Origin of the sequence: Rossellomorea sedimentorum (assembly GCF_046237645.1) — a bacterium.
In the GTDB taxonomy this organism is placed as follows: domain Bacteria; phylum Bacillota; class Bacilli; order Bacillales; family Bacillaceae_B; genus Rossellomorea; species Rossellomorea sedimentorum.
The window spans coordinates 2,669,315-2,690,134 of sequence record NZ_CP143546.1; the positions used below are offsets into that span (position 1 = coordinate 2,669,315).

16 protein-coding genes and 1 other RNA gene are annotated in these 20,820 nt (G+C 42.3%); 1 reads left to right on the top strand and 16 read right to left on the bottom strand.

Annotation, left to right across the window (positions count from 1 at the left end; all coding sequences use genetic code 11):
- Positions 1-209: 209 nt before the first annotated feature.
- The 4 genes from V1502_RS13270 to V1502_RS13285 all read right to left on the bottom strand — a co-directional run bounded on the left by V1502_RS13270 (position 210) and on the right by V1502_RS13285 (position 5,997).
- The gene (locus V1502_RS13270) at positions 210-3,845 is read right to left on the bottom strand and encodes a dynamin family protein (RefSeq protein WP_409251122.1); all 3,636 of its coding nucleotides are present in this window, start codon (positions 3,843-3,845) and stop codon (positions 210-212) included.
- Between the two features lie 247 nt (positions 3,846-4,092).
- Positions 4,093-4,254, bottom strand: coding sequence for a hypothetical protein (locus tag V1502_RS13275; protein ID WP_409251123.1), 162 nt, complete (start codon positions 4,252-4,254; stop codon positions 4,093-4,095).
- Between the two features lie 103 nt (positions 4,255-4,357).
- Complete coding sequence (locus tag V1502_RS13280; RefSeq protein ID WP_409251124.1) at positions 4,358-4,927, bottom strand: isoprenylcysteine carboxyl methyltransferase family protein; 570 nt, start codon at positions 4,925-4,927, stop codon at positions 4,358-4,360.
- Positions 4,924-5,997 (bottom strand): type III polyketide synthase, encoded by a 1,074-nt coding sequence (locus V1502_RS13285; RefSeq protein WP_409251125.1) that lies wholly within the window; start codon positions 5,995-5,997, stop codon positions 4,924-4,926. Before V1502_RS13285 ends, V1502_RS13280 begins: the two co-directional genes overlap by 4 nt.
- 258 nt (positions 5,998-6,255) lie before the next feature.
- Between V1502_RS13285 and V1502_RS13290 the strand changes: the two genes are divergently transcribed.
- Entirely contained in the window at positions 6,256-6,714 is a 459-nt protein-coding gene (locus V1502_RS13290) for a chemotaxis protein CheX (protein WP_409251126.1), read from the top strand.
- A gap of 191 nt (positions 6,715-6,905) precedes the next feature.
- On the opposite strand, the gene V1502_RS13295 is transcribed toward V1502_RS13290, so the two are convergent.
- From V1502_RS13295 to V1502_RS13350, 12 genes are all read right to left on the bottom strand, one after another.
- Positions 6,906-7,676, bottom strand: a complete 771-nt coding sequence (locus V1502_RS13295; protein ID WP_409251127.1) for an SDR family NAD(P)-dependent oxidoreductase — start codon at positions 7,674-7,676, stop codon at positions 6,906-6,908.
- An 81-nt stretch (positions 7,677-7,757) separates the two neighbouring features.
- Positions 7,758-7,889: a hypothetical protein gene (locus tag V1502_RS13300; protein WP_409251128.1), complete on the bottom strand. Its 132-nt coding sequence runs from the start codon at positions 7,887-7,889 to the stop codon at positions 7,758-7,760.
- A 1,004-nt stretch (positions 7,890-8,893) separates the two neighbouring features.
- Positions 8,894-10,417: a carboxypeptidase M32 gene (locus V1502_RS13305; RefSeq protein ID WP_409251129.1), complete on the bottom strand. Its 1,524-nt coding sequence runs from the start codon at positions 10,415-10,417 to the stop codon at positions 8,894-8,896.
- Positions 10,418-10,618: 201 nt separating this feature from the next.
- On the bottom strand, positions 10,619-12,523 hold the full coding sequence (locus tag V1502_RS13310) for an ATP-dependent DNA helicase (protein WP_409251130.1): 1,905 nt from the start codon (positions 12,521-12,523) through the stop codon (positions 10,619-10,621).
- Positions 12,524-12,672: 149 nt separating this feature from the next.
- Positions 12,673-12,858, bottom strand: a complete 186-nt coding sequence (locus tag V1502_RS13315; protein WP_409251131.1) for a hypothetical protein — start codon at positions 12,856-12,858, stop codon at positions 12,673-12,675.
- 136 nt (positions 12,859-12,994) lie between these two features.
- Positions 12,995-14,131: a class I SAM-dependent RNA methyltransferase gene (locus V1502_RS13320; RefSeq protein WP_409251132.1), complete on the bottom strand. Its 1,137-nt coding sequence runs from the start codon at positions 14,129-14,131 to the stop codon at positions 12,995-12,997.
- A gap of 535 nt (positions 14,132-14,666) precedes the next feature.
- An RNA gene (gene rnpB / locus V1502_RS13325) (RNase P RNA component class B) lies at positions 14,667-15,051 on the bottom strand.
- A 72-nt stretch (positions 15,052-15,123) separates the two neighbouring features.
- A complete protein-coding gene (gpsB, locus tag V1502_RS13330; protein ID WP_409251133.1) occupies positions 15,124-15,426 on the bottom strand; it encodes a cell division regulator GpsB in 303 nt (100 codons plus the stop codon).
- 71 nt (positions 15,427-15,497) lie between these two features.
- Complete coding sequence (locus tag V1502_RS13335; protein ID WP_409251134.1) at positions 15,498-16,055, bottom strand: DUF1273 domain-containing protein; 558 nt, start codon at positions 16,053-16,055, stop codon at positions 15,498-15,500.
- Positions 16,056-16,159: 104 nt separating this feature from the next.
- Positions 16,160-16,531, bottom strand: a complete 372-nt coding sequence (locus V1502_RS13340; protein WP_409251135.1) for a CotD family spore coat protein — start codon at positions 16,529-16,531, stop codon at positions 16,160-16,162.
- 666 nt (positions 16,532-17,197) lie between these two features.
- Positions 17,198-18,445, bottom strand: a complete 1,248-nt coding sequence (locus tag V1502_RS13345) for a ribonuclease H-like domain-containing protein (RefSeq protein ID WP_409251136.1) — start codon at positions 18,443-18,445, stop codon at positions 17,198-17,200.
- 17 nt (positions 18,446-18,462) lie between these two features.
- Entirely contained in the window at positions 18,463-20,736 is a 2,274-nt protein-coding gene (locus V1502_RS13350; protein ID WP_409251137.1) for a DEAD/DEAH box helicase, read from the bottom strand.
- Positions 20,737-20,820 lie beyond the last annotated feature (84 nt).

Consider the following 20,820-nt stretch of genomic DNA (forward strand, 5'->3'; position numbering starts at 1 on the left):
TCCAGTACCGTTATTTACCCAGGCTTTTTTCTAACACTTTGATGTTAATTAATATGAAATCCAAGAGATAGGACCAGAATTCAAAAGCTTATCCCTGGTATGCAAGAAAGAAAGAGCTTTTCTCCCTGTTCAGAGAGAAAAGCCCTTGTATCCAGGGGAAAGGTCAGGCCCTTGGATTTTTAAGAGCAACTATCTTTAGAAAACCACCCTTATTTATAAGCAGAGAGCCTTGAGTAAGTTTCTTTCCACTTTTCAAGATTATCGTCCGATTGAAGCGCGTTCAGCCATGACTCGATTTGTTCATCTGACTGTGAGAGCAAATCGCTTGTCATCCGGCTATGTTCAGCTTTGAGATACTCAACAGCCCATCCAGTGATTTGCTGTTGGGAATGGTCGAGGTATTGGTCGGCTGGACCCTGGAGATCTTCATTCAGCTTTTCCATCACCTTTTTCTTACCGTTACCTTCAAAAAAGTCTTTTGGGTTCTTGAAACTTCTTAATGCAGGCAGGAATTGCACCCTTTCCAAATCTGAGAATGCATTTGTAAACTCAATTTCAGCAGGATTCCCTGTTTCATAAGGAGAGAAGACCAGGTTATCTTCCAACTTCTTGAGCTTTTCCATATATAACTCCACTCTAGAGTTCAGTTGTTTTCTGGAAAAATTCTCAACCCTGAGTGTAGTGGCCCGCATTTCTTGTGCAAAGTCAAACCCTGTAGATTCCAGTAATTCTTCCAACGCAGCATTCAACGCGGCTTTTGCTGATGCATGCTGCGAGAAAACGGCCGGGTGAAATGCTTCTTTGAAAAAGTCAGAGAAGCGCAGGAACACCCTCTGCTTAACATAATGTATCAACTCTTTAATCTCTTGAGTCACACGCAGTTTGATACTCTCAGGAGCCTCACTATCAAGGAAGTCATGAACTTTTCCTTTTAACATGAGCAGCTCTTCTTTTCTGGATTCACGCTCCCTTTCATCCATGGAAGAATTTTCTATAAGGGTTTTCAGCCGGTTCATGCCTCTTTCCCATTCTGACTCTGCAGATTGGGCGGCCATCAGTTTCAACTCACCGTCAATGAACTGGTTGAATTCCTTTTTGAAAGTTTCAATCCCTGATTCTTCTAACCTATTTGAATCCATCGCCAGTTTGGAAGAAACACCGAAAATTCTTGGGAAACGAATGCCATACTCTACAAGCTGCCCTCTTACATATTCGATAACATCCTGTTTTTCTTCTTCATCTTTGGCTAAGTCCACAGCATTGACGATGAAAAACATTTTATCCATTTCAAAAGCATCCTTGACCCTTCCCAACTGAATAAGAAATTCACGGTCCGCTTTTGCAAACGCATGATTATAATACGTCACAAATAGAATGGCGTCCGAATTCTTAATATATTGGAAGGCGACTCCTGTATGCCTTGCATTGATAGAATCCGCACCAGGGGTGTCAACAAGGGTGATGCCCTGTCTGGTTATAGGGGAGTCATAGAACAGGTCTATCGATTCTACAAAACAAGATTGGCTTTCATTCGCGACAAATCCCCTGAATTCATCCAAGCCAACACGCAAAACTTCTCCGAGCTTAGAATGATATTGTTCATATCCTTTTAAAAATGCGGCCAGAAACGAAAGATGAACTTTTTCCTTTCCTTCTCCGGCACTGCTTCTTAATAAACCTGGGATGCGATCGGCAGCCGCCTGTAACGAATCAGCTCCATGCTGAAAAACCTTCAGCGAATTTTGGACATCAGCCAGCATTTGTTGTTCCGTCTTCAGGATTACTTTGGCCGTCCCATGTTCCTGTCCTTCCATCGGCGGCCTAATTCTGTTTATTGACGCTGTGGTCGGATTTGGACTTACAGGCAGGACCTTGCTTCCCAACAATGCATTTGCAAATGAGGATTTACCGGCACTGAAGGCTCCAAATAACGCGATGGTGAACTGCTGATCCTGAAGCCTTTCTGCTTTCTTTCTCAATAGTTGGGCTGTCTGATTCAGTCCGCTGATATCTTCAAATTCAACGGACATTTCATTCAAGCGCTTAATTAATGGTTCCAATGCTGGTCCTTCGGTTTCAGCTTCTTCAGTCCCTTCTTCTGGTACTGACTGTCTGTTCTCACTCTCTGGAATATCTTCCAGGTCATTTTCTTTGGAATATAAAGTGTAGTTTTTATCGTTTTTATCCCACTCGTCTTGCCAGTTTTCGACCGTTTCTTCAGAGTTCACATTCACTGTTCCCTCTATAATACTCTGAAGGTTATTGATTTTTATCTCCACGTCTTCTCGGTAATATTCAAGCTGTTTAAGGGCATCCGTTTTCTTCTTGATCAGATCATACTGTTCTTTCAACCCCTCGTTTTCTGCACCTTTTTCCGAATCAACAAGTACCATCAGCCGCTCTTTAAGGCTTTCAGTCTCCCTCCGTGCTTTCCTTTTAAGCCTTCCAGCAAGCTCCTCACAATAATTCAGAACATACTCGCCGGTCACTCTTGCTCCGGCTTTGGCTGTCTCCTTAAGGTCTGACTCGGTTACTTCAACTTTCAGTCCTTCTGACTTGGCCATCAGATCTTCATCATGAAAACCAGCCTGCTTCATCACAAGACTGCCGAGTCCTCTGAGATGCCACTCCAACTGGGATTCCACATTGTTTTTAAGATGTTCAACCAGTGCACTTAAACGCAGTTGGCGCTCCTCTTCCGTTTTCTTTTTCGAAAAGAACATACCTACTTTAAAATCATCCTGGAGGGATTCAAGATATCTTTTAGCAAGCTCCCTCGTTTCAAAAGGCATCAAATATGCATTCTTCAGGATTTTTTCTCTTTCTTCTTCAAATGTCTGTATATAAGCTTTTGAGGAGTTCTCCTTAATTTTCTTGTTTAGTGAGGACTCCTTTTGAAACAAGTCTTCGGCATTTTGAATATCCTCGGATGAAATGACCTCAGAGAGCAATTCCTTCTGGGCCTTCAAATCTTCTCTCAACCACTGCTGGTGTTCACTGACCAGCCGGTTCACCCCTGCAGCAAAGGAACGCTGAAGCAGTTCATCTTTGTTCTGGAACTGCCTGTTGATTAAATCCCTGACTTCAACGAACTCATTGTTCGGGTTCGCTTGCTCCCGCAGTGAGGTGAAGAATATCCTTTCGGGCTTCACTTGCCAAGCAGCAAAAGATTCGGAAACGGACTGTTTGAATTGATCGAAAGATAACTCTTCCTCATTATGCTTATCGATCTGGTTGACGATCAAATAGAGCCGTACTCCATGATTGGCCAGCTCCCTGGTATATTCAAAATTCAACTGTGATTGAACATGGTTATAATCCATCACGTAAAATACGATATCAGCCAGGTGAAGCGCCGACTCCGTGGAGATGCGGTGGGCATCATCTGTACTGTCAACACCCGGGGTATCAAGGACCGTGACTCCGTTAGGAAGCTTTGTGTGTTTTTTTCCTATTTCAATGCTTTGGACTTTTTCTCCGTCCTTGCAGTACCTTTTGACAATATTGAAATCATATGCCCCGTCAAAAATAACTGATTGCTTGTCATGATAATGAACCTTGGCAAAGTCAGCCTCTGCCTGGTGCACCTTCACCAGATTTGCGGAGGTTGGTATTGGGCTTGAAGGCAGGAGCTCTTCCCCCGCCAATGCATTGATCATCGTGGATTTACCTGCAGAAAAATGTCCGCAGAATCCGGCGATGAATTCGTTTTTCCAAAATTTATGGGCAAGCATCTCCGCTTTTGAGGCAGCTTCTTTGTCGCCGTTTTCGTTTAATGTTTCATATATCGAGGCAAGCTTTTGAATTTTTTCATCAATGGTCTTTGTATGTGATAGCGATTGCAAAATAACCTTCCCCTTACTCCTTAAGTAATTTAGCTCTTTGTTATGCACCTTTTATTTTATCTTATAATTTATTACATTCCTATTAAAAGGTAGATGAAAATGGAACTTAAAATGTAAAGCACTGGCTTTTCAAGACTTTTTACAGGTTGTTATCCTATTGCTTCCACCCCATTAAAAGATAAATACAAAAAAGGACTCAATATTCAAGTTCGCTCTTGAACATTCAGTCCTTTTGGAAGGCAGCGGATTACCGGTCATACGCCGGGAGCAGATCTCTTGCTTCTTTTGCTTCAGTTATTTTATTAACCTTGCTTGCACCCTTGCAGTTCGATACAAAGACATTATTTAATACATATTTCATGATAAATCCGTAAACAACAGCTATCAGGATAACGAAAAACCAAGTCATGTCAGAAACCCCTCCTTCAATGCCTGTCTTGAGAATAATTTTCATCTTCAATTAGGATCTTACCAAAAATGATAATCATTTTCAATGATTGCGTAAAAATTCTTCAGTCAATTTCCCTTTTTTTCAAGATGGGAACAAAACGCTTTTTTCCTTGATGCACCGTCCGGTAATCAGTTGCTTCTGCCAGAGCTTTTTCTTCCAGCGGAATGCGGATCGATAAGATGAACTGGTTCAAAATTGCAAAAATGAACAAGGTCCAATAAGCATTAAACATGAGCGGGATAACGATCAGCTCAACAGTCACAATGAAATAATTGGGATGTTTAATGAACTTATACGGCCCTTTGGCAATAACATCTGCCTGGGGCAGGACAATAATCTTCGTGTTCCAATAGCGTCCGAGGGAACTTATGACCCATACCCTGCCAGCTTGTGTGATCAGGAACACCAGAAACAGACCCATCCAATATTCACTAATCGGCCTTTCCGCGAGAATTTTCTCAGCCAAAAGGGAAAAAAAGAAAAGCATGTGTATGGTGACCATCAACTTGTAATGGTTCTTGCCGTACTCCTTCGCACCTTTTCCTTTCATCCACTTTTCATTTCGTCTCGCGATGATTAACTCAACAATCCGCTGAATAGCAATTACAGCAAACAATAAATAAAACATCATTCCCACCTCATCAACAACAGTTCAGAACTGAACCCAGGCCCAAGAGCAGCTCCAAGTCCTACCTCTCCTGATTTAATATCTTTGTCTAAATGCTCTTTTAGTACATACAGAATGGTGGCGGAAGACATATTCCCAAAATGCCTTAAGACACTTCGCGAACTATCAAGTAATGAATCATCCAATTCAAGGGCTGCCCGGTAAGCTTCTATGACTTTTTTCCCTCCTGGATGGCCAATGAAGTGCTTTATATTTTTCAGGGATAGTTCATGTTTGAATAATAGCTTCTCCACATTCGGCTTAAACCAATTCTCAATGATCACGGGAATATCTTTTGAAAACACCACAAATAGTCCATCATCTTTTATCTCCCATCCCATGACGTCCAAGGAATCCTTCAAGGTGGTCGATTGAGTTGCAAAAATGGTCGGCAGCGGTTTCCCGGGGTTTTTCACTGCTTGACTTTTTTCTCCACATACTATTGCGCACGCTATTCCATCTGCGAATAAAGAAGTACCTATCAGATTGCTTTTTGAGCGGTCACCATGTTGAAAGGTCAAGGAGCAAAGCTCAATTGTCAACACCAGCACATTTGCTTTTGGAAATGCTAGGCAGTATTCATATGCTCTCGATAATCCACTGGCACCCCCCGCACAACCGAGACCCCATATTGGAATTCTTTTAACCTGTTCAGGGAAAGGAAGGTGATTCATGATCCTTGCGTCTATACTCGGTGTGGCAATCCCTGTCGTGCATATGTAAAATATAGCATCTATATCACTGTATGTAACACCATCAGTGTTTTCCACACACTTACGGATGGCTTCCGTCCCTAACTGTACTGCCTTTTCAATAAAGGAGTCATTCTTTTCCTGGAATGACCTCGGTTTTTTAAACCATTCAATATCATTTACAAAATTCCGTGAATCGATATCTCCATTTTGAAATACAGGCAAGAGCCGTTTAATGTCCCGGAAGTTCTCTGCAAATAAATTCTCTGCGAAAACCGCAGCTTCCTCCTGTTTAATACTATAAGGGGGAATCGCTGTTTCCACCTTTAAAATCTTAGGCATACAAAACCCTCCTTCCCTTGGTAAGGATATCTTTTCCAACCTGGATAAATTCATTCACTTTTCTTATTTCAGCTTATAAACAGATTGCAATTTATGTCGATATTAATAATGATAATGATTTTTTTGTATTTTAATCGTTTAAAAGAATTACCTAGTAGCTGAATACAGGAATGAACGATTTTTAAAGATACATCATCTTCGTTCTTTTTTTAAAGAATATATGCTAAGCTAAAAAGACAAATTATTGGAGGATTCGACATGACTACAACCACAAAAAGTGTTACCGATATAGTTAATGGTACCATTCAGTCTATCAAATCGGTCATCCCACTCCCTGTAAAAGTCGATCAGCCAACTCTGCTTACAGAGCCGCTAAGAAAGCATAAGATCGGTGTGCTTATCGGGCTTACGGGTGATATTCGAGGGCAGATCATCTTTGACGGAGATGTGGAGGATTTTCAAGGTCTCGGTACCTCCATGTTTGGAATGCCGCTTGAAGGGGAAATGCTTGAATCGTTTGCAGGAGAACTAGGCAACATGATAGCTGGGAACCTTTCAACAAAGATCGCCGAACTTGGCCATTCAATGGATATCACCCCGCCTACAGTCATAGTGGGAGAATCGAGGTTTTCCGGCTTTGACCGGGCGTTAAAGCTCCCGATCACAGTGGAAAATGCAGGAAAATTCATCATCGTCATCATGGTGGATCTCGCATAAGATCAATGACAAAGAGAGAAGACATACGAATCCTCATTCGCATGCCTTCTCTCTTTTTTAACTTTCGGTACCTTCCAAAGACCGTATTTCCCCTGCATAATAAGGACTTTTCTCACTGAACGGGAGAGAAGCTCTTTTTTTCTTTCTTTTCTAGCTTGTCAGGGTATTTAGCATTGTTAAAATTTCTCCAATTAGAATCCTTGAATCGTCATTCCGCCATCCACAAAAAGGGTTTGGCCTGTAACATAGCTTCCCGCAGAAGAAGCAAGGAATACCGCAGGTCCTACTAGTTCCTCCAGCTCACCAACCCTCTTCAGAGGAGTTACTGCCAAAATATCTTTGACATATTCTTCGTCCTGCAGCAGTTTCTCTGTCAGTGGAGTCTTAAAATACCAAGGCCCGATACTATTGACATTAATGTTATATTTGCCCCACTCAAATGCCAGGACCCTTGTCATCTGGATAAGCGCCGCTTTGGTAGCTGCATATACGACCCCCGTTCTCAGTGCGACATGCCCGGCAACAGAAGCGATGGTAATGATCTTACCGCTGTTTTGCTCCTTCATGACTTTTCCCGCTTCCTGACTCATCATGAAGGCAGATTTCAAGTTGGTATCCATGATTGTTTGCCACTCTTCATCAGTCACGTCCAAAGCTTGTGAACGAATATTCATGCCTGCATTATTGACAAGGATATCAATTCCCCCAGCCTGTTCCCTTACACTCGCAACCGCTTTGGCAACTTCTTCCCTTGATGTTACATCTGTTGTTATTATGTATGCCTTTCTTCCCATTTTCTCGATATGTGAAGCTGTTTCCTTCAGGTCTTCCTCAGTCCTTGATAAAAGAGCGACATCTGCTCCGGCCTCAGCCATGCCAATGGCAATAGCCCGTCCGATTCCCCTGCCTGCCCCGGTTACAACCGCTGTTTTACCGTTGAGCTCAAATGATGGCAAAAACACTACAATCTCCTCCTTTTATATATATTTACCTTATTTTATCATAAGAAGGATAATTTACCTGAGGAGATTGCTTTCATACTCTCACTTATCTTCTTTAATTGGTTTCTGAAAAAGATTATGAATGGTGATTTTCTTGGTTGTCAATAAACATTTATCACACATACCATCCTTTTCAAACAATCGCCGGCATCTTTCACAATAATACTTCTCCATTGTAAAAACCCCCAAGAACTCGTTGCTTTTATGATATGTTTGGGGGCCGGCCTTGGTGCCTGGGATTTGGGCAAGGTGCCTATTTTTATAGAAGGAGACCGGTTTGAATGGGCTCTAGAAGTTATATATTCCCGTTGACAGCTTTCTTTAAGTGCAATACTAAAAGAATCATAGGTTTATTTCTCGGACTCTTATGTTAGGAGTAGGTTCTTAGATAATCTTACCTCTTAGGAATACGTTTCTTCGTTATTCGTACCCCCTCGGCAGACATTTCCCTCCTCTAGGGGTACGTTTCTTGGCTAATCGGTACCCTTCGCCTTCCAATTCACTCTTCTAGGGGTACGTTTCTTGGCTAATCGGTACCCTTCGCCTTCCAATTCACTCTTCTAGGGGCACGTTTCTTGACTAATCGGTACCCTTCGCCATCCGATTCACTCTTCTAGGGGCACGTTTCTTGACTAATCGTTACCCTTCGCCATCCGATTCACTCTTCTAGGGGCACGTTTCTTGGCTTATCGTTACCCTTCGCCATCCGTTTCACTCCTCTAGGGGCACGTTTCTTGGCTTATCGTTACCCTTCAACTTACATACTCTTCCTGTAGGGACACATTTCCTCCTTAATCGTGACCCGTCAGCGCAAGGCACCTGCCACTTCCCCAGTTAGAATGCATATTTCATTTTAAGCCACTTCCCCACTAGTGATGGTAGATTCCCACCAAGAATGAGAGCACCCCGACTAAAAAGCAGCACCTAAAACCGAGGAGGCTGTCCAATTCATATTGTTCAATTATGAAGCTTTCTGCTCCACTACTCTTACTGCTCTTTCCGTTTTCCTTAGCAAAAAAAGGCGAACTTTTTTTATTTTCGTCGAACTTGACTTCGAGGGTTGATTGCTTTCCCATGAGTACATAAACCGGCAGCTGAAGTCAGATGTCGTTAATACAGAACTTCTTATTTTTTAACCAACAAAAAACCGCCAGCCCAGCGGCTGGCGGTTCTTTTTGTTACTTCACCTGAGACAGGTTATAGACATCAGAGTATTTATCTGTCAGATAGTTTACAAGATGAGTGGCATTCAGCCCTTCTCCCGTCACTTCTGTTAAGATTTCCAGCGGTTTTTTCATTTTGCCCCATTGATGAATATTTTTTGTCATCCATTCTCGAATAGGGGCAAGGTCGCCCTTTTGAAGTAATTCATCATAGTTCGGCAGGTCTTTGAGCATTGCCTGCTTGAACTGTGCCGCATACATGTACCCAAGCGCGTAGGAAGGGAAGTAGCCGAAGCTGCCGCCAGCCCAATGAACATCCTGCAGGACTCCCTTTGCATTTGTGTCAGGACGGATTCCCAGGTATTCCTCATACTTATCATTCCAAATTTGAGGCAGGTCCTTTACTTGGATCTCATCATTAAAAAGACCTTTTTCAATTTCGTAGCGGATCATGATATGGAGGGGATAGGTCAATTCATCCGCTTCTATTCTGATAAACGATGGTTTTGATTCGTTGATTGCACGATAGAATTCCTCAAGCTCCACATCATCAAACTGGCTGTCTCCAAATTCTTTTAGAAGAGAATAGTTCTTTTCCCAGAAAGAAAAATTTCTCCCGACAAAATTTTCATAGAACAATGATTGAGATTCATGAATACCCATGGAAGTGCCGGTGGCTAGCGGAGTTCCAGTTAACTCACTGGAAATGTTCTGCTCGTATAGGGCATGACCACCCTCATGGATGGTTCCGAAAATGGCCGTTCTCCAGTCTCCCTCATCATATTTTGTTGTAACTCTAACATCCCCGGGATTCAACCCGATGGCAAATGGATGAACCGTTTCATCCAGTCTGCCTGAATTGAAGTCATATCCCATCTGCTCAAGGATTTTCAAGCTGAAATCTTTCTGCTTATCTTTTGGGAAATGTTCAAAGATGAAACCTGTATTTGGCTTGTTGCTGCTCTCGCTAATCCGCTGGACCAAAGGCACGATCTTCTCACGCAATTCTCCGAACACCTGGTCTAAAACGTCAACAGTCACACCAGGCTCATACATATCCAGAAGCGTATTATATTTATTGCCTTTATATCCCCAATATCCGATGAATCTTTTGTTGAACTCTACCAGCTTTTCAAGATATGGCTGGAAGGAATTAAAGTCATCATTCTCTTTTGCACCTTCCCACGCACTCTCAGCTTTGGATTGCAATACCACATATTCCTTATATTCATCAGCCGGTATCTTCTTGTTCCGGTCATATTCTTTCTGGCACTCTTCCAACACCTTGATAACGATGTCTGTCAGATCTTCCTTATGTGCAGATAGTTTTGCTATGTATGCTGCCATCTCTTCGCTTGTGGACATTTCAAACACTTCAGAAGACAGTAATCCTATCACTTCGGAACGTTGTTCAACTCCATTCTTAGGAGCTCCTGTTCTTAAATCCCAAAAAATAAGACCCAATGCTTCGTTGTAGGCTGACATCTTTTTCACATATTCTAAGAAGTTTCGTTCAATCTTTTTTATATCTGTAGTCATGTTACTCCCCCTAATCTCTGGCATCCTTGCAATTTTATCATATTTTTCTGAAAAAAACTTGTATAACCAATCATCAGGGCAGCTGGTTATTTACCAAGGCCTCCAGTTATCGAGAAGAAACAGCAAGCCCGTTGTTTGCCAGGTGCCCAAATGGAAAAAAAGTGAAAAATACTCTTTAGTATTTTCCACTTTTACATCGCATTAATATGGAAGTACAGCCTTAATTTGCGGCAACAGGTATTTTTCATCTTCTTTCAGCATGATCGACACCTTGCCCTCGTCTTCGGAAGTTCTGATCAGACGTCCGATTCCTTGTTTAAGTCGAAGAAGCATATAAGGTGAATCGACTTCTTCAAATGGATCGGCTGCATGGTTCCGCTTGGCATCGAACACAGGATCTTTTGGCGGGAATGGCAGCGAGTATATCAGTACCTGGGACAGCGACTCTCCAGGAATATCAAGCCCTTCCCATAAATGATAGGCACACAGGACACTATTCACTTCATTCTGGAACCGTTCAACCGTCAGGCTGATTTCTTCATCTCCTTCAAAATATACCGGATACGAGAGGTTCTTATCCTGTAGATAATGCTTAAAGGCTTCAAGTTCTCCCTTAGATGAAAACAGAACAAGTGTCTTTCCGTCATTTTCTTCTATCTTTTCTAATGTGTATAACAACTTTTCGTCTCGTTTATCAGAAGCAAATTCAGGTATGTCAATCAGCATCTTTTCTTCATAATCAAATGGAGACTCTACCGAAAAAGATTCATACCGGTCAATCCCAAGACTATTTGCCAAATAAGAGAAATCTTGGTTGTTTGATAGTGTTGCTGAAGAGAATATGAACGGAATCTTTTGATTGAAGACTTTCTGCCTGAGAATTTCTTCTACCAGTCTCGGCATGATTACAAGTGTTTCATTCCCGTTATTGATTTCCAGCCAGTTGATCCCTTTGCTCTCTTCCAAAAACAACTTTAATGAGTAAAGGATCTGCTCAAGATACTCTTCTATGACCTTTAATAAATATTCATCCATCACATACATCTCAGATTCGAAAACAAGTTCTTCCGTCAGCTTTTCTATCAAATCGACAAGCTTGCGGCCTTCTGTTTTTATGTTTTCGGTCTTTTTCACATGAAGGCGGAAGGCATCTTTTTCTTTCACAGCAGCCTGATTCAATTCATAAAACCATTGCTCATTCTGCGCTATAATATCTTCAATCAAATACATTGTATTCTCACGCATGTCGCTCGCTGTCATTTTCTCCAGAAGACTCTCCAGCGTTTCTTTTTTTATCCGGTATGTCAGTGCCTTTTGAGAGGCAAATTCAAGCAAGTGGCCCTCATCAAAAATAACAGAGCTTGCTTGAGGAAGCAAAGGGAGCTGACCTTCTCTTACTCTGGATTCTTTCGTCCAAATATGTTCCATATAAAAATCATGGGAACATACAATCAAATCAGCAGCCTCACGGTAATAATCCCTGTTAAGGGTTTGTCCGCACCGGTGCCGCTGTGAGCAGGACATGCAATCCTGCAGGTTGTCCCAGCCAATCCTCTCCCATTCCAAATCAGTAAGCTGGCTGTATTCCTTTCTATCCCCATAACGATGGTATTTGGTCATAGAGGATGTTCCATGGACGAATTCAGGCAGAGCGCTGTGAATGTCCATGAACTTTTCTTCCTCCATTATTTCAGAGTCGAGCTTCTGTAAGCACAGATATTGTTCTCTCGACTTAGCCAGCCTGACATCCACTTCAAGATTCAAAGCTTGTTCTATTTTTCTAATATCGCCCTCTTTTTTGACGATTTGTTCAATTAATGTTTCATCTGCACAGGCGATGATTGCCGGCTTTCCGGTATAACGGGCATATGCCAATGCATAGAGTAGATAAACCAGTGTTTTTCCGGTGCCTACTCCGGCTTCTGCAAACATTACTTCTTTTTCCTTATAGGCTTTCATTACCTGAAAGGCCATATAGATTTGTTCGTCACGCAATTCAAAACCTTTGTCCGGGAGAATGTCATAAAAGACGTCTCCTATCCAGTCACCGAGCCCTTCATAAAAAGATTGCTCCCTGGATAATGCAAATGGTATTTTTCCTCTCATAACTTCCTCCAACTCTCGTAAATGAATCTATTGTATTCAGCCTCACTGGTTAATGAATGATCGCAGCTGAATCAAAGTCACAAATAGTTAATTTTATATGCCCCCATTAGAAAACGCAAGCATCGGCTGCTTGCGTCATCTTATCAAGCTTAAGACAGGTTCCGGGGATTGCTGTAGAAAAGTTCATAGGCAAGGGCATTTGTCAGTTCTTCCCTTGCTGCCATCAATTCACCCATAATCTGACTGTCCATCTTCATTTTTTCCTCTTCTATTAAATCAATGGTAGACTGTAATGCCTTAGAAATACGGCCATAGTCTATAGACGTTCTTTCCACTGCGTTTCACTCCTCATTTCTATATATTGAGTAGTATACGCAGGTTATCCACGGGTTATGACTTCATTGCAAGGCGATCAAGCCAAAGAACTCCGTTTCAGCGGAAAAGAATATCGCAAGTCGAACTACCTTTTAATCAATCTTTTCTTGGAGGTCGTGGTCCCCAATACTGGTAGTAATCCGTTCTGATGAATCCATTGAAAAGCTTTCTTTTCTTCGTCGCTTTTTTGCCGTAGAATTCTTCAAAACCTTCATGGGAGGTCATAATATATTTGGACCATGTGTCCATCTTTTCAAATGCTTGCCCCATCGCTTTATACATCTGCTCTACGTCTTTTCTTTCGCCTATCCTCTCCCCATACGGAGGATTTCCCACGATGACTCCATAGCTTTTATCACTATGAAAATCTTTGACCTGCATCTGTTTAAATTGAACAAGGTCACCGAGGCCTGCTTCAAAAGCATTGCTTTTTGCCACCTCAACCATCCTATGATCAATATCGGTACCCATGATTTCAAGCGGTTGATCGTAATTGGCAACATCTTCCGCTTCCATTCGGACCTCATCCCAGATTTTTTCAGACATCCAAGGCCATTCTTCTGAGAGGAATTCCCTGTTAAACCCCGGCGCAATGTTCTGTCCGATCAATGCTGCTTCAATTGGAATGGTACCGGAACCGCAGAAAGGATCGGCAAACGGCCTGTCAGGGTTCCAGGTAGTCAATTGGATCAACGCGGCGGCGAGCGTTTCTTTTAATGGAGCTTCCCCCTGGCCGATCCGATAACCCCTTTTATGCAGTCCCTGGCCGCTTGTATCGATGGTCAAGGAAGCTGTATCTTTATGAATGGCTACCTCCAGTTTAAACACCGCTCCGCTTTCTTCAAGCCAGCTTGTCCGGTGGTAGGCCGTTTGAAGTTTGTTGACAATGGCTTTCTTCACTATCGCTTGACAGTCAGGAACACTGTACAATTTGGACTTTACCGATTTTCCTTGTACAGGAAACTGGGCATCCACAGGCAGATAATCTTCCCAAGGAAGAGATTTTGTTTTCTCAAATAATTCATCGAATGAGTATGCTTTGAATTCACCGACGAGGATCTTCACACGGTCTGCGGTCCGCAGCCACATATTGGCCCGCGCGATCGCTTTTTCATCCCCTTCAAAAATTACCTTTCCGTTTTCCACTTCACATTCATATCCCAGATCCCGTACCTCTTTTGCAACGAGAGCTTCAAGACCCATTGCCGCAGTAGCTATCAATTTAAATCTCATTCATTTCACCCTAACTTTATCCATTATGTATTAGAAACCCTATTTGCAGGGTATTGCTGAAGTTTGTTATATGCCTTTTTCATAGTACATCATTAAGTGTAACCATTGAAGATAACTTTAAGCAACAGAAACACTGCAAAATAATTTCTTAGCGCTCTTCGTAATGATTTGTAACCTTTAAACAAGTATAGTGAAACCCCACTTCATCACTACAGCTTCGCCGAGGTCCTTGAAAACTGCCGCTGATAGATGAATTAAAGAGCACGAAGAGTGAAAAATCTGTTCCAGACGCTCGCCGTTTGGAAGGCCTCCCCCGCTGGCATGTTTCAGGGGCTACGTAAGCCCGCAGAAACCCTTAAGTGTCCGCACCAGTATAGAAGGACCCACTTCTTACAGAACCGCTATTAACATAGCACCTAGGCCAAACCCCGTAATAAATCACCATTAATATGTAATACGTCTGCCATAAAAACAAAAGCCCTCCTCATGAAAGGAGAGCATCGTTGATATCATTATATTAATCCCCGTAATAACATTCTGTAAGCCATGTTTTGTACCTTTGTACTGCAAGCGATGGGTCATCTCGTACTCCGGTGGTAATCATCTATCTACGAAACAGCTGTTTCGTCCTTCTTCTCGTTGAGTTCCTCAAAGAAGGTGCCCCTACCATATTTTGGGTTTCTCGCTCGTGGGGTTTACCTCGTTCCACTCTTGCAATTTCTTGCAAGACTCCGTCACTGTGGCACTTTCAAGGTATTCACACCATATCCAAGGGACTTAGGTGTTTTCCCTGCCGTCAATCTGCTGAAGCAGACTGCCCTAGCTTATGAATTGGCTAGGCACGAACACTACGGGCATCTCAGCACCGTGCGAGCATGGACTTTCCTCTACAACTAATGTTGCAGCGATTACCTGAATGTTATTACTAGTATATCCAAGAAGTAATTATACAGAAGTATTCATGATAGTACAAGAGGTATTATATACCAGAATCAATCGTACAGTTTGTTTCCGAAGACATGCTTTTCCAGATTAGACAGCCTCTTCAGAATATCAAAATTTGTCGTCCCTGTTTGCTGCTGTGCCGGTGCGCGGCGGTTTGATTCTTCGACTTGCTTTCTCAGACGCAAGTTTTCCTGCTGCAAATCTTCAATCTCCTGATGAAATGTTTCATAATCCTTGATGATCAGATCCAGGAACTTATCAACGTCTTCTTGTTTATAGCCGCGCATTCCTGACTTAAATTCTTTTTCAAGTATATCTTTTGCGGTTAATTTCACTTTATCAGATATCATATTTTCACCTCTAAATTCAACCAACATCAAGTTTATTTTTTCAAAAAAAGCCCTGTTTGTCAATTTTTCTTTCAATTAATAGTATTGAATTGTTCCTCTTCCACTATCCATTGAAGATCCATGAACGTAATCTGACGGATGTCGAGCGAATTATTTTCCTTATATTCCTTTGCCGCTTTAAAGAAATATTGTGGCGATCCTTCCTTTTCTTCATCATATAAAATGACGATCGCGTCGCATTTATGTAAAAACAACTGGTCCCTGTTTCGGAACTGAGCAGGACTTGTATAGGGCTGATTGGAAACACTTTCTACGAAATCAGCCTGGGAGATAATCATTTCATAATATTCCTTATTATTATCACTCCATTTTTCCTCCTGACCCAAAAAGGGAGTCAATACAGCGAGCTTTAATTCAGGATATTCCATCTGCAGATCAAAAACCACTTCAGCAGCCCACAACTCCGTCCCTATCTGGCCGCTGATCAGTACCCACTCAAGACCATCTTCAAGGAGGGATTCGAGCTGCTTCTGGATCGCTGCCTTAATATACTTCAATGCAGGCTCATCTTCTTTAAAGATGCCTAATTCAAATGATTTATACCCGGTTACCGCTGCAACCTTTCCCACCTCTGAACCTCCTTGCAAATAACTATATTCTCTACACTATAATCAATTCCCGTTGCTTTGTAAAATAAAAAAACAAGGACACTATATGCCCTTGTTTCAAGTCGTTATCTTCCCTGTCCATACGGCCCTGCACCTGGTCCGCCCATTGGTCCCATCGGCCCCATTGCTCCTGGACCTCCTGCTGGTCCTGGTCCAGGCCCCATTGACCCCATAGCTCCTGGACCTCCTGCTGGTCCTGGTCCCATAGCGCCTCCTGGCCCTGGTCCAGGTCCACAATTGAAGTGCTGGTGTGAAACACTGTCCACCATTGATTGAGTCTGAGGGAAATAATGTTTATGCTGATACATTTGGTTATTTACGATCGTTGTATGCTGCGGATGAACATGAGGAACCTCATACGTTGAAAAGTTATTCACTTTACAGCATTTTGTTGGATGCATAACGGTCGGAAGAACTTGATTAGGTCTGCAATGCATACTAATTTCTCCTTTCATCTTTGTATCGTTACATTAACAGCCTATGATGAAAGGAGGGAACATGTACTAATGCAAACACCTATTTTTAACACTCAGACTTCCTAATAGTGATATGACTTTTTTTCTGCCTTATCCAAGCGGAGTACACCGTAGAAATTAAACCGCTTTGACCGGCAAGGTTTAAAGGAACGTATAGGAACCATCTTTCATACTCGAAAAAATGAAAGCGGTTAAGCATATAACAATAAAAAACAGAACAACCAAAGCTCTACTCATCAATCTTCATCCTATCCTCTTATATTTAGGAGCAGCTTTTGCTATATTTACAGGTGTCAGTATGTAATTTCCATTAACTGCAAATAAAGCAAGCAGATTGAAAAGATTCAACTGAAAATCTCTTCAAAATGGTAACAGGTCACAAAATAGCTCCTTAGAATCTACGAATTTCAACACAATTCAACATTTTACAAAAGTACAAAGGATTCCTCAATAAGAAATTAATGGATAAAGTGACAAGTATTTGACAACCCCACCTTCTGTTCTATAAAGAATTTAAAAGCTTCCCAAATAGATCCGCCATTATCCAGCATAACCTAAATACGAATCTTGATTTTCGACAACGACTGAAAAAGTTAGCGAAAACTGCGGTTGCCCGGGAAATTTTCGTTATTTCGCTAATTTTCTTTCCAAACGCTGTATTCTTTTGGCAAGCTCTTTCACTATTTTGTCATTGATGACCGCTCTGTTTTCCATTTCCTCATAGGCCTTTATACTAAACATCCTGGCTCCTTCAAACTCTTTGAATTGATGTTCTGCAAGCTTGGCCAGCTCAATGCATGCTTCAGCTCTTAATTCTCTTGGCCCGGCTTCCGATACTTCGTGCCAAAAATCATAGGCTTCCTGGTACTTTTTCATCCGCTTATATTGAAATGCCAGCGAATGCTTTGCTGCCAAAGATTCTTTTCCAGCAGATTCTCCAATTAATTTTTCAAGCCTGTCGATGGCCTGCTCTTTATCTCCCAGATAGTCGAACCACTTTCCGACCAGCAGTTTTTCGTCCGGGGTTTGACAAGAATCAATCCCAAGAATCTGAAAACTGAGATGGACATACAAGACGACCAGCGAGAGAATATCCAATTCATTATGCAGAAGTACCTTCAACATGCCTTCAGGGTCTTTACGCTCTACAAAATCAAAGAAAATCATGGGGGCTAAATAGCCCGGCACGTCATCTGTACGATGAAAATCAAGGATTTCTTTTTCAACATTGCTTAACTTGACCGAATCCATTTTTGATTTCCATAGTCTCCTGCTCCCATGAAATAAATCAAAATGCCCGAAAGATGGCAGTTTGGGAACGTGTTCCCTGATTAGGGTATGCCTTGTCTTTACCTGAGGCCAATCAAACGCTTTTCCGTTATAAGTAACGAGGGTATTGTAATCCACTTTCTCTAAAAAACTGTGATAAAGTGGAATTTCGCTGCCCGGCTGGGGAAGGATATGCTGTCTGAGCACCAGCTTATCTCCAGATAATTTGGCATAACCCAGCAAAAATATCGTATTTCCCGTCCCGCCCCCGAGCCCGGTTGTTTCAGTATCAAAAAAGAATAGATCGTCAGCAGCCAAACCTTTGGCAGACAGAGGGTGAGTGCCATCAAACTGATTCCAAGCCCCTACCGCCTCCTTAATTTGACCGAGTTGATACTTTCCGTGAAAATCAGACAGATCGTACGTTTTCTCAAGAATCAAGCAATAATCTCCATCCAGATAATACGGTTTTACTCCATGCTCAATCCATGATTCTATAAATGGTATTTCAATAGAGCCGGCTGGCTCAGGCTGTTTCGGTACAACCTCTTTCTCTTCCCTCACAATATGGCTTTTCATACGATTCAGTTTGTTTTTAAGTGACATCTTTCACCCCTCCTCTCCTAATGCTGACTATCCAGAAACATATCCAGCAGCCTGACTGCATCGTTTTTTGCGTCTTCCGAAGAAATATCTGTCCCTACACAAGATGGACATCCATTCTCACAACGGCAGCGCGTTATCATCCGTCTGGATTCCTGGAGGATTTCCCCCATCTGCTCATATACTTTTTCACTAAGGCCGACTCCTCCCGGATATCGGTCATAGATAAAGATGGTCGGCTTTTCATTATGAGCCGCTTTCACTTGCGGGACGACATAGACATCGCTCGGGTCACACATAACGAATAACGGAACGATGGCCTTCAGGCTTTGAGCAAGGCCGATTAATCCCTGTTCAATCCGGTCGGCTGATAAATCTATTTCTTTTTTTAACGATACCCACGTGGAATTGGTATGCAGTTCTTCTTCAGGCAGATGAATGGGGCCTGAACCTATGTTTTCATGTGTATCAAACTTGATCTTTTTGAAAATTGTGGCCATAGCCTGCACAGTGACATCCCCATAGACTGTTTCTGAAGCGTCACTGTATTTAGACTTATCTTCTTCAAGCACCCGAAGCTGAACCGCCAGATTTGCATCAGTAAAGTAATCCACATCCACTTCCCTGACAAATGCTTTTTTCTCCTCCCAGTCAAGCAATTCCACTTGATATTGAATCCCCTGATGCAAATAGATGGCTTCATCATGCAGGAGTGTCATAGCTGAAAATCTGTCCATTTCTCCAATCACCTTTACATTCGCCACATCACTTTGATCTATGATAATAACATTTTCCTGGGAAGCAGATCTTAAACTTATGTTGTGAGCAGGAAATGAATCATTCATCCAATACCATTTATCCCCATTTTTATGCAGCACTCTTTCTTCTGCCAGGAAATCGAGAATATCTTCTATATCCAAGCTGCCAAACTTGTCTCCATCCGTAAAAGGCAACTCATATGCAGCGCACTTCAAGTGGTCAATGAGGATAATAAGATTATCCGGGTTGATTCTGGCTGTTTCAGGTGAATTTTCAAAAAAGTATTGTGGATTCTCAATAATGTACTGGTCCAAAGGACTGGAACTCGCGACCATAATGACAAGTGCTTCGTCCTGTCTCCTTCCTGCCCGTCCGGCCTGCTGCCAGGCACTTGCGATCGTTCCCGGATATCCGGTCATGACACAGACCTGCAATTGACCGATGTCCACACCGAGTTCAAGAGCATTGGTACTGACGACTCCATAAATTTCTCCATTACGGAGGCCTTTTTCAATTTCCCTCCGCTGTGTAGGCAAATAGCCGCCGCGGTATCCCCGTATGGATTTAGGCCCCAATTGAGATTTCACTAATTCCTGCAGGTAAGTGAGAATGATTTCGACCCTGACCCTGCTTCTGGCGAAAACAATTGTTTGGATTTTATTTTTTAATAGAGACCCGGCAATATCCCGCACTTCCAATGTTGCGCTTCTCCTTATGTTCAATGGTTTATTGACAATAGGGGGATTATAAAATACGAAATGCTTCCTTCCACTCGGTGCCCCGTTATTATCAATCAAGGTCATTTCCTTTTCGGTAAGTCCTTCTGCCAGTTCCTGAGGGTTGGCAATCGTAGCAGAAGTACAAATAAAAATAGGATCGCTTCCATAAAATCGGCAAATTCTTCTCAGTCTCCGGATGACATTGCTGACATGGCTTCCGAACACGCCCCGGTATATATGAAGCTCATCGATGATCACATACCTCAAATTTTCAAACAAAGAAACCCATTTTGTATGGTGCGGAAGGATCGCCGAGTGAAGCATATCAGGATTGGTGATCACGATATGTCCTGCTTTTCTTACTTTCTGTCGGATGTTGGCCGATGTGTCTCCATCGTATGTATAGCTGTTGATCGCTGCATCCGCTTCGGCAATGATTTCGTTGAGTTCACTTTTCTGATCCTGTGCCAGAGCCTTTGTTGGAAAAATATAAAGGGCTCTCGCATTCTTGTTCTCTAATATCGACTGCAGTACCGGCAGATTATAGCAAAGAGTTTTACCTGACGCAGTTGGGGTTACTGCTGTGAAACTTTTGCCGCTCATCGCGGTATCAAACGCCGTTGCCTGGTGAGTATAAAGCTTCTCTATGCCGCGTTTTTCAAGGGCGGATTTAAGTTTGGGATGAATCCGTTCCGGTAAATCCTTCACCTGGGCCTGTTTTTCTTCAATTGTATGCCAATGGACAATTTGCCCTTTATGTTCCTTTTCTCTTTGAAATTGATCGATCATTTCTTGAAGATTTCTTTTTCGCAGCATGCTTTTCACCTCTCTTCTTATTTTAGCGAATAAACGTTCGAATAAAAAGAGAAAAAAATGCCAGGTAATAATTGGCTTGGCCAA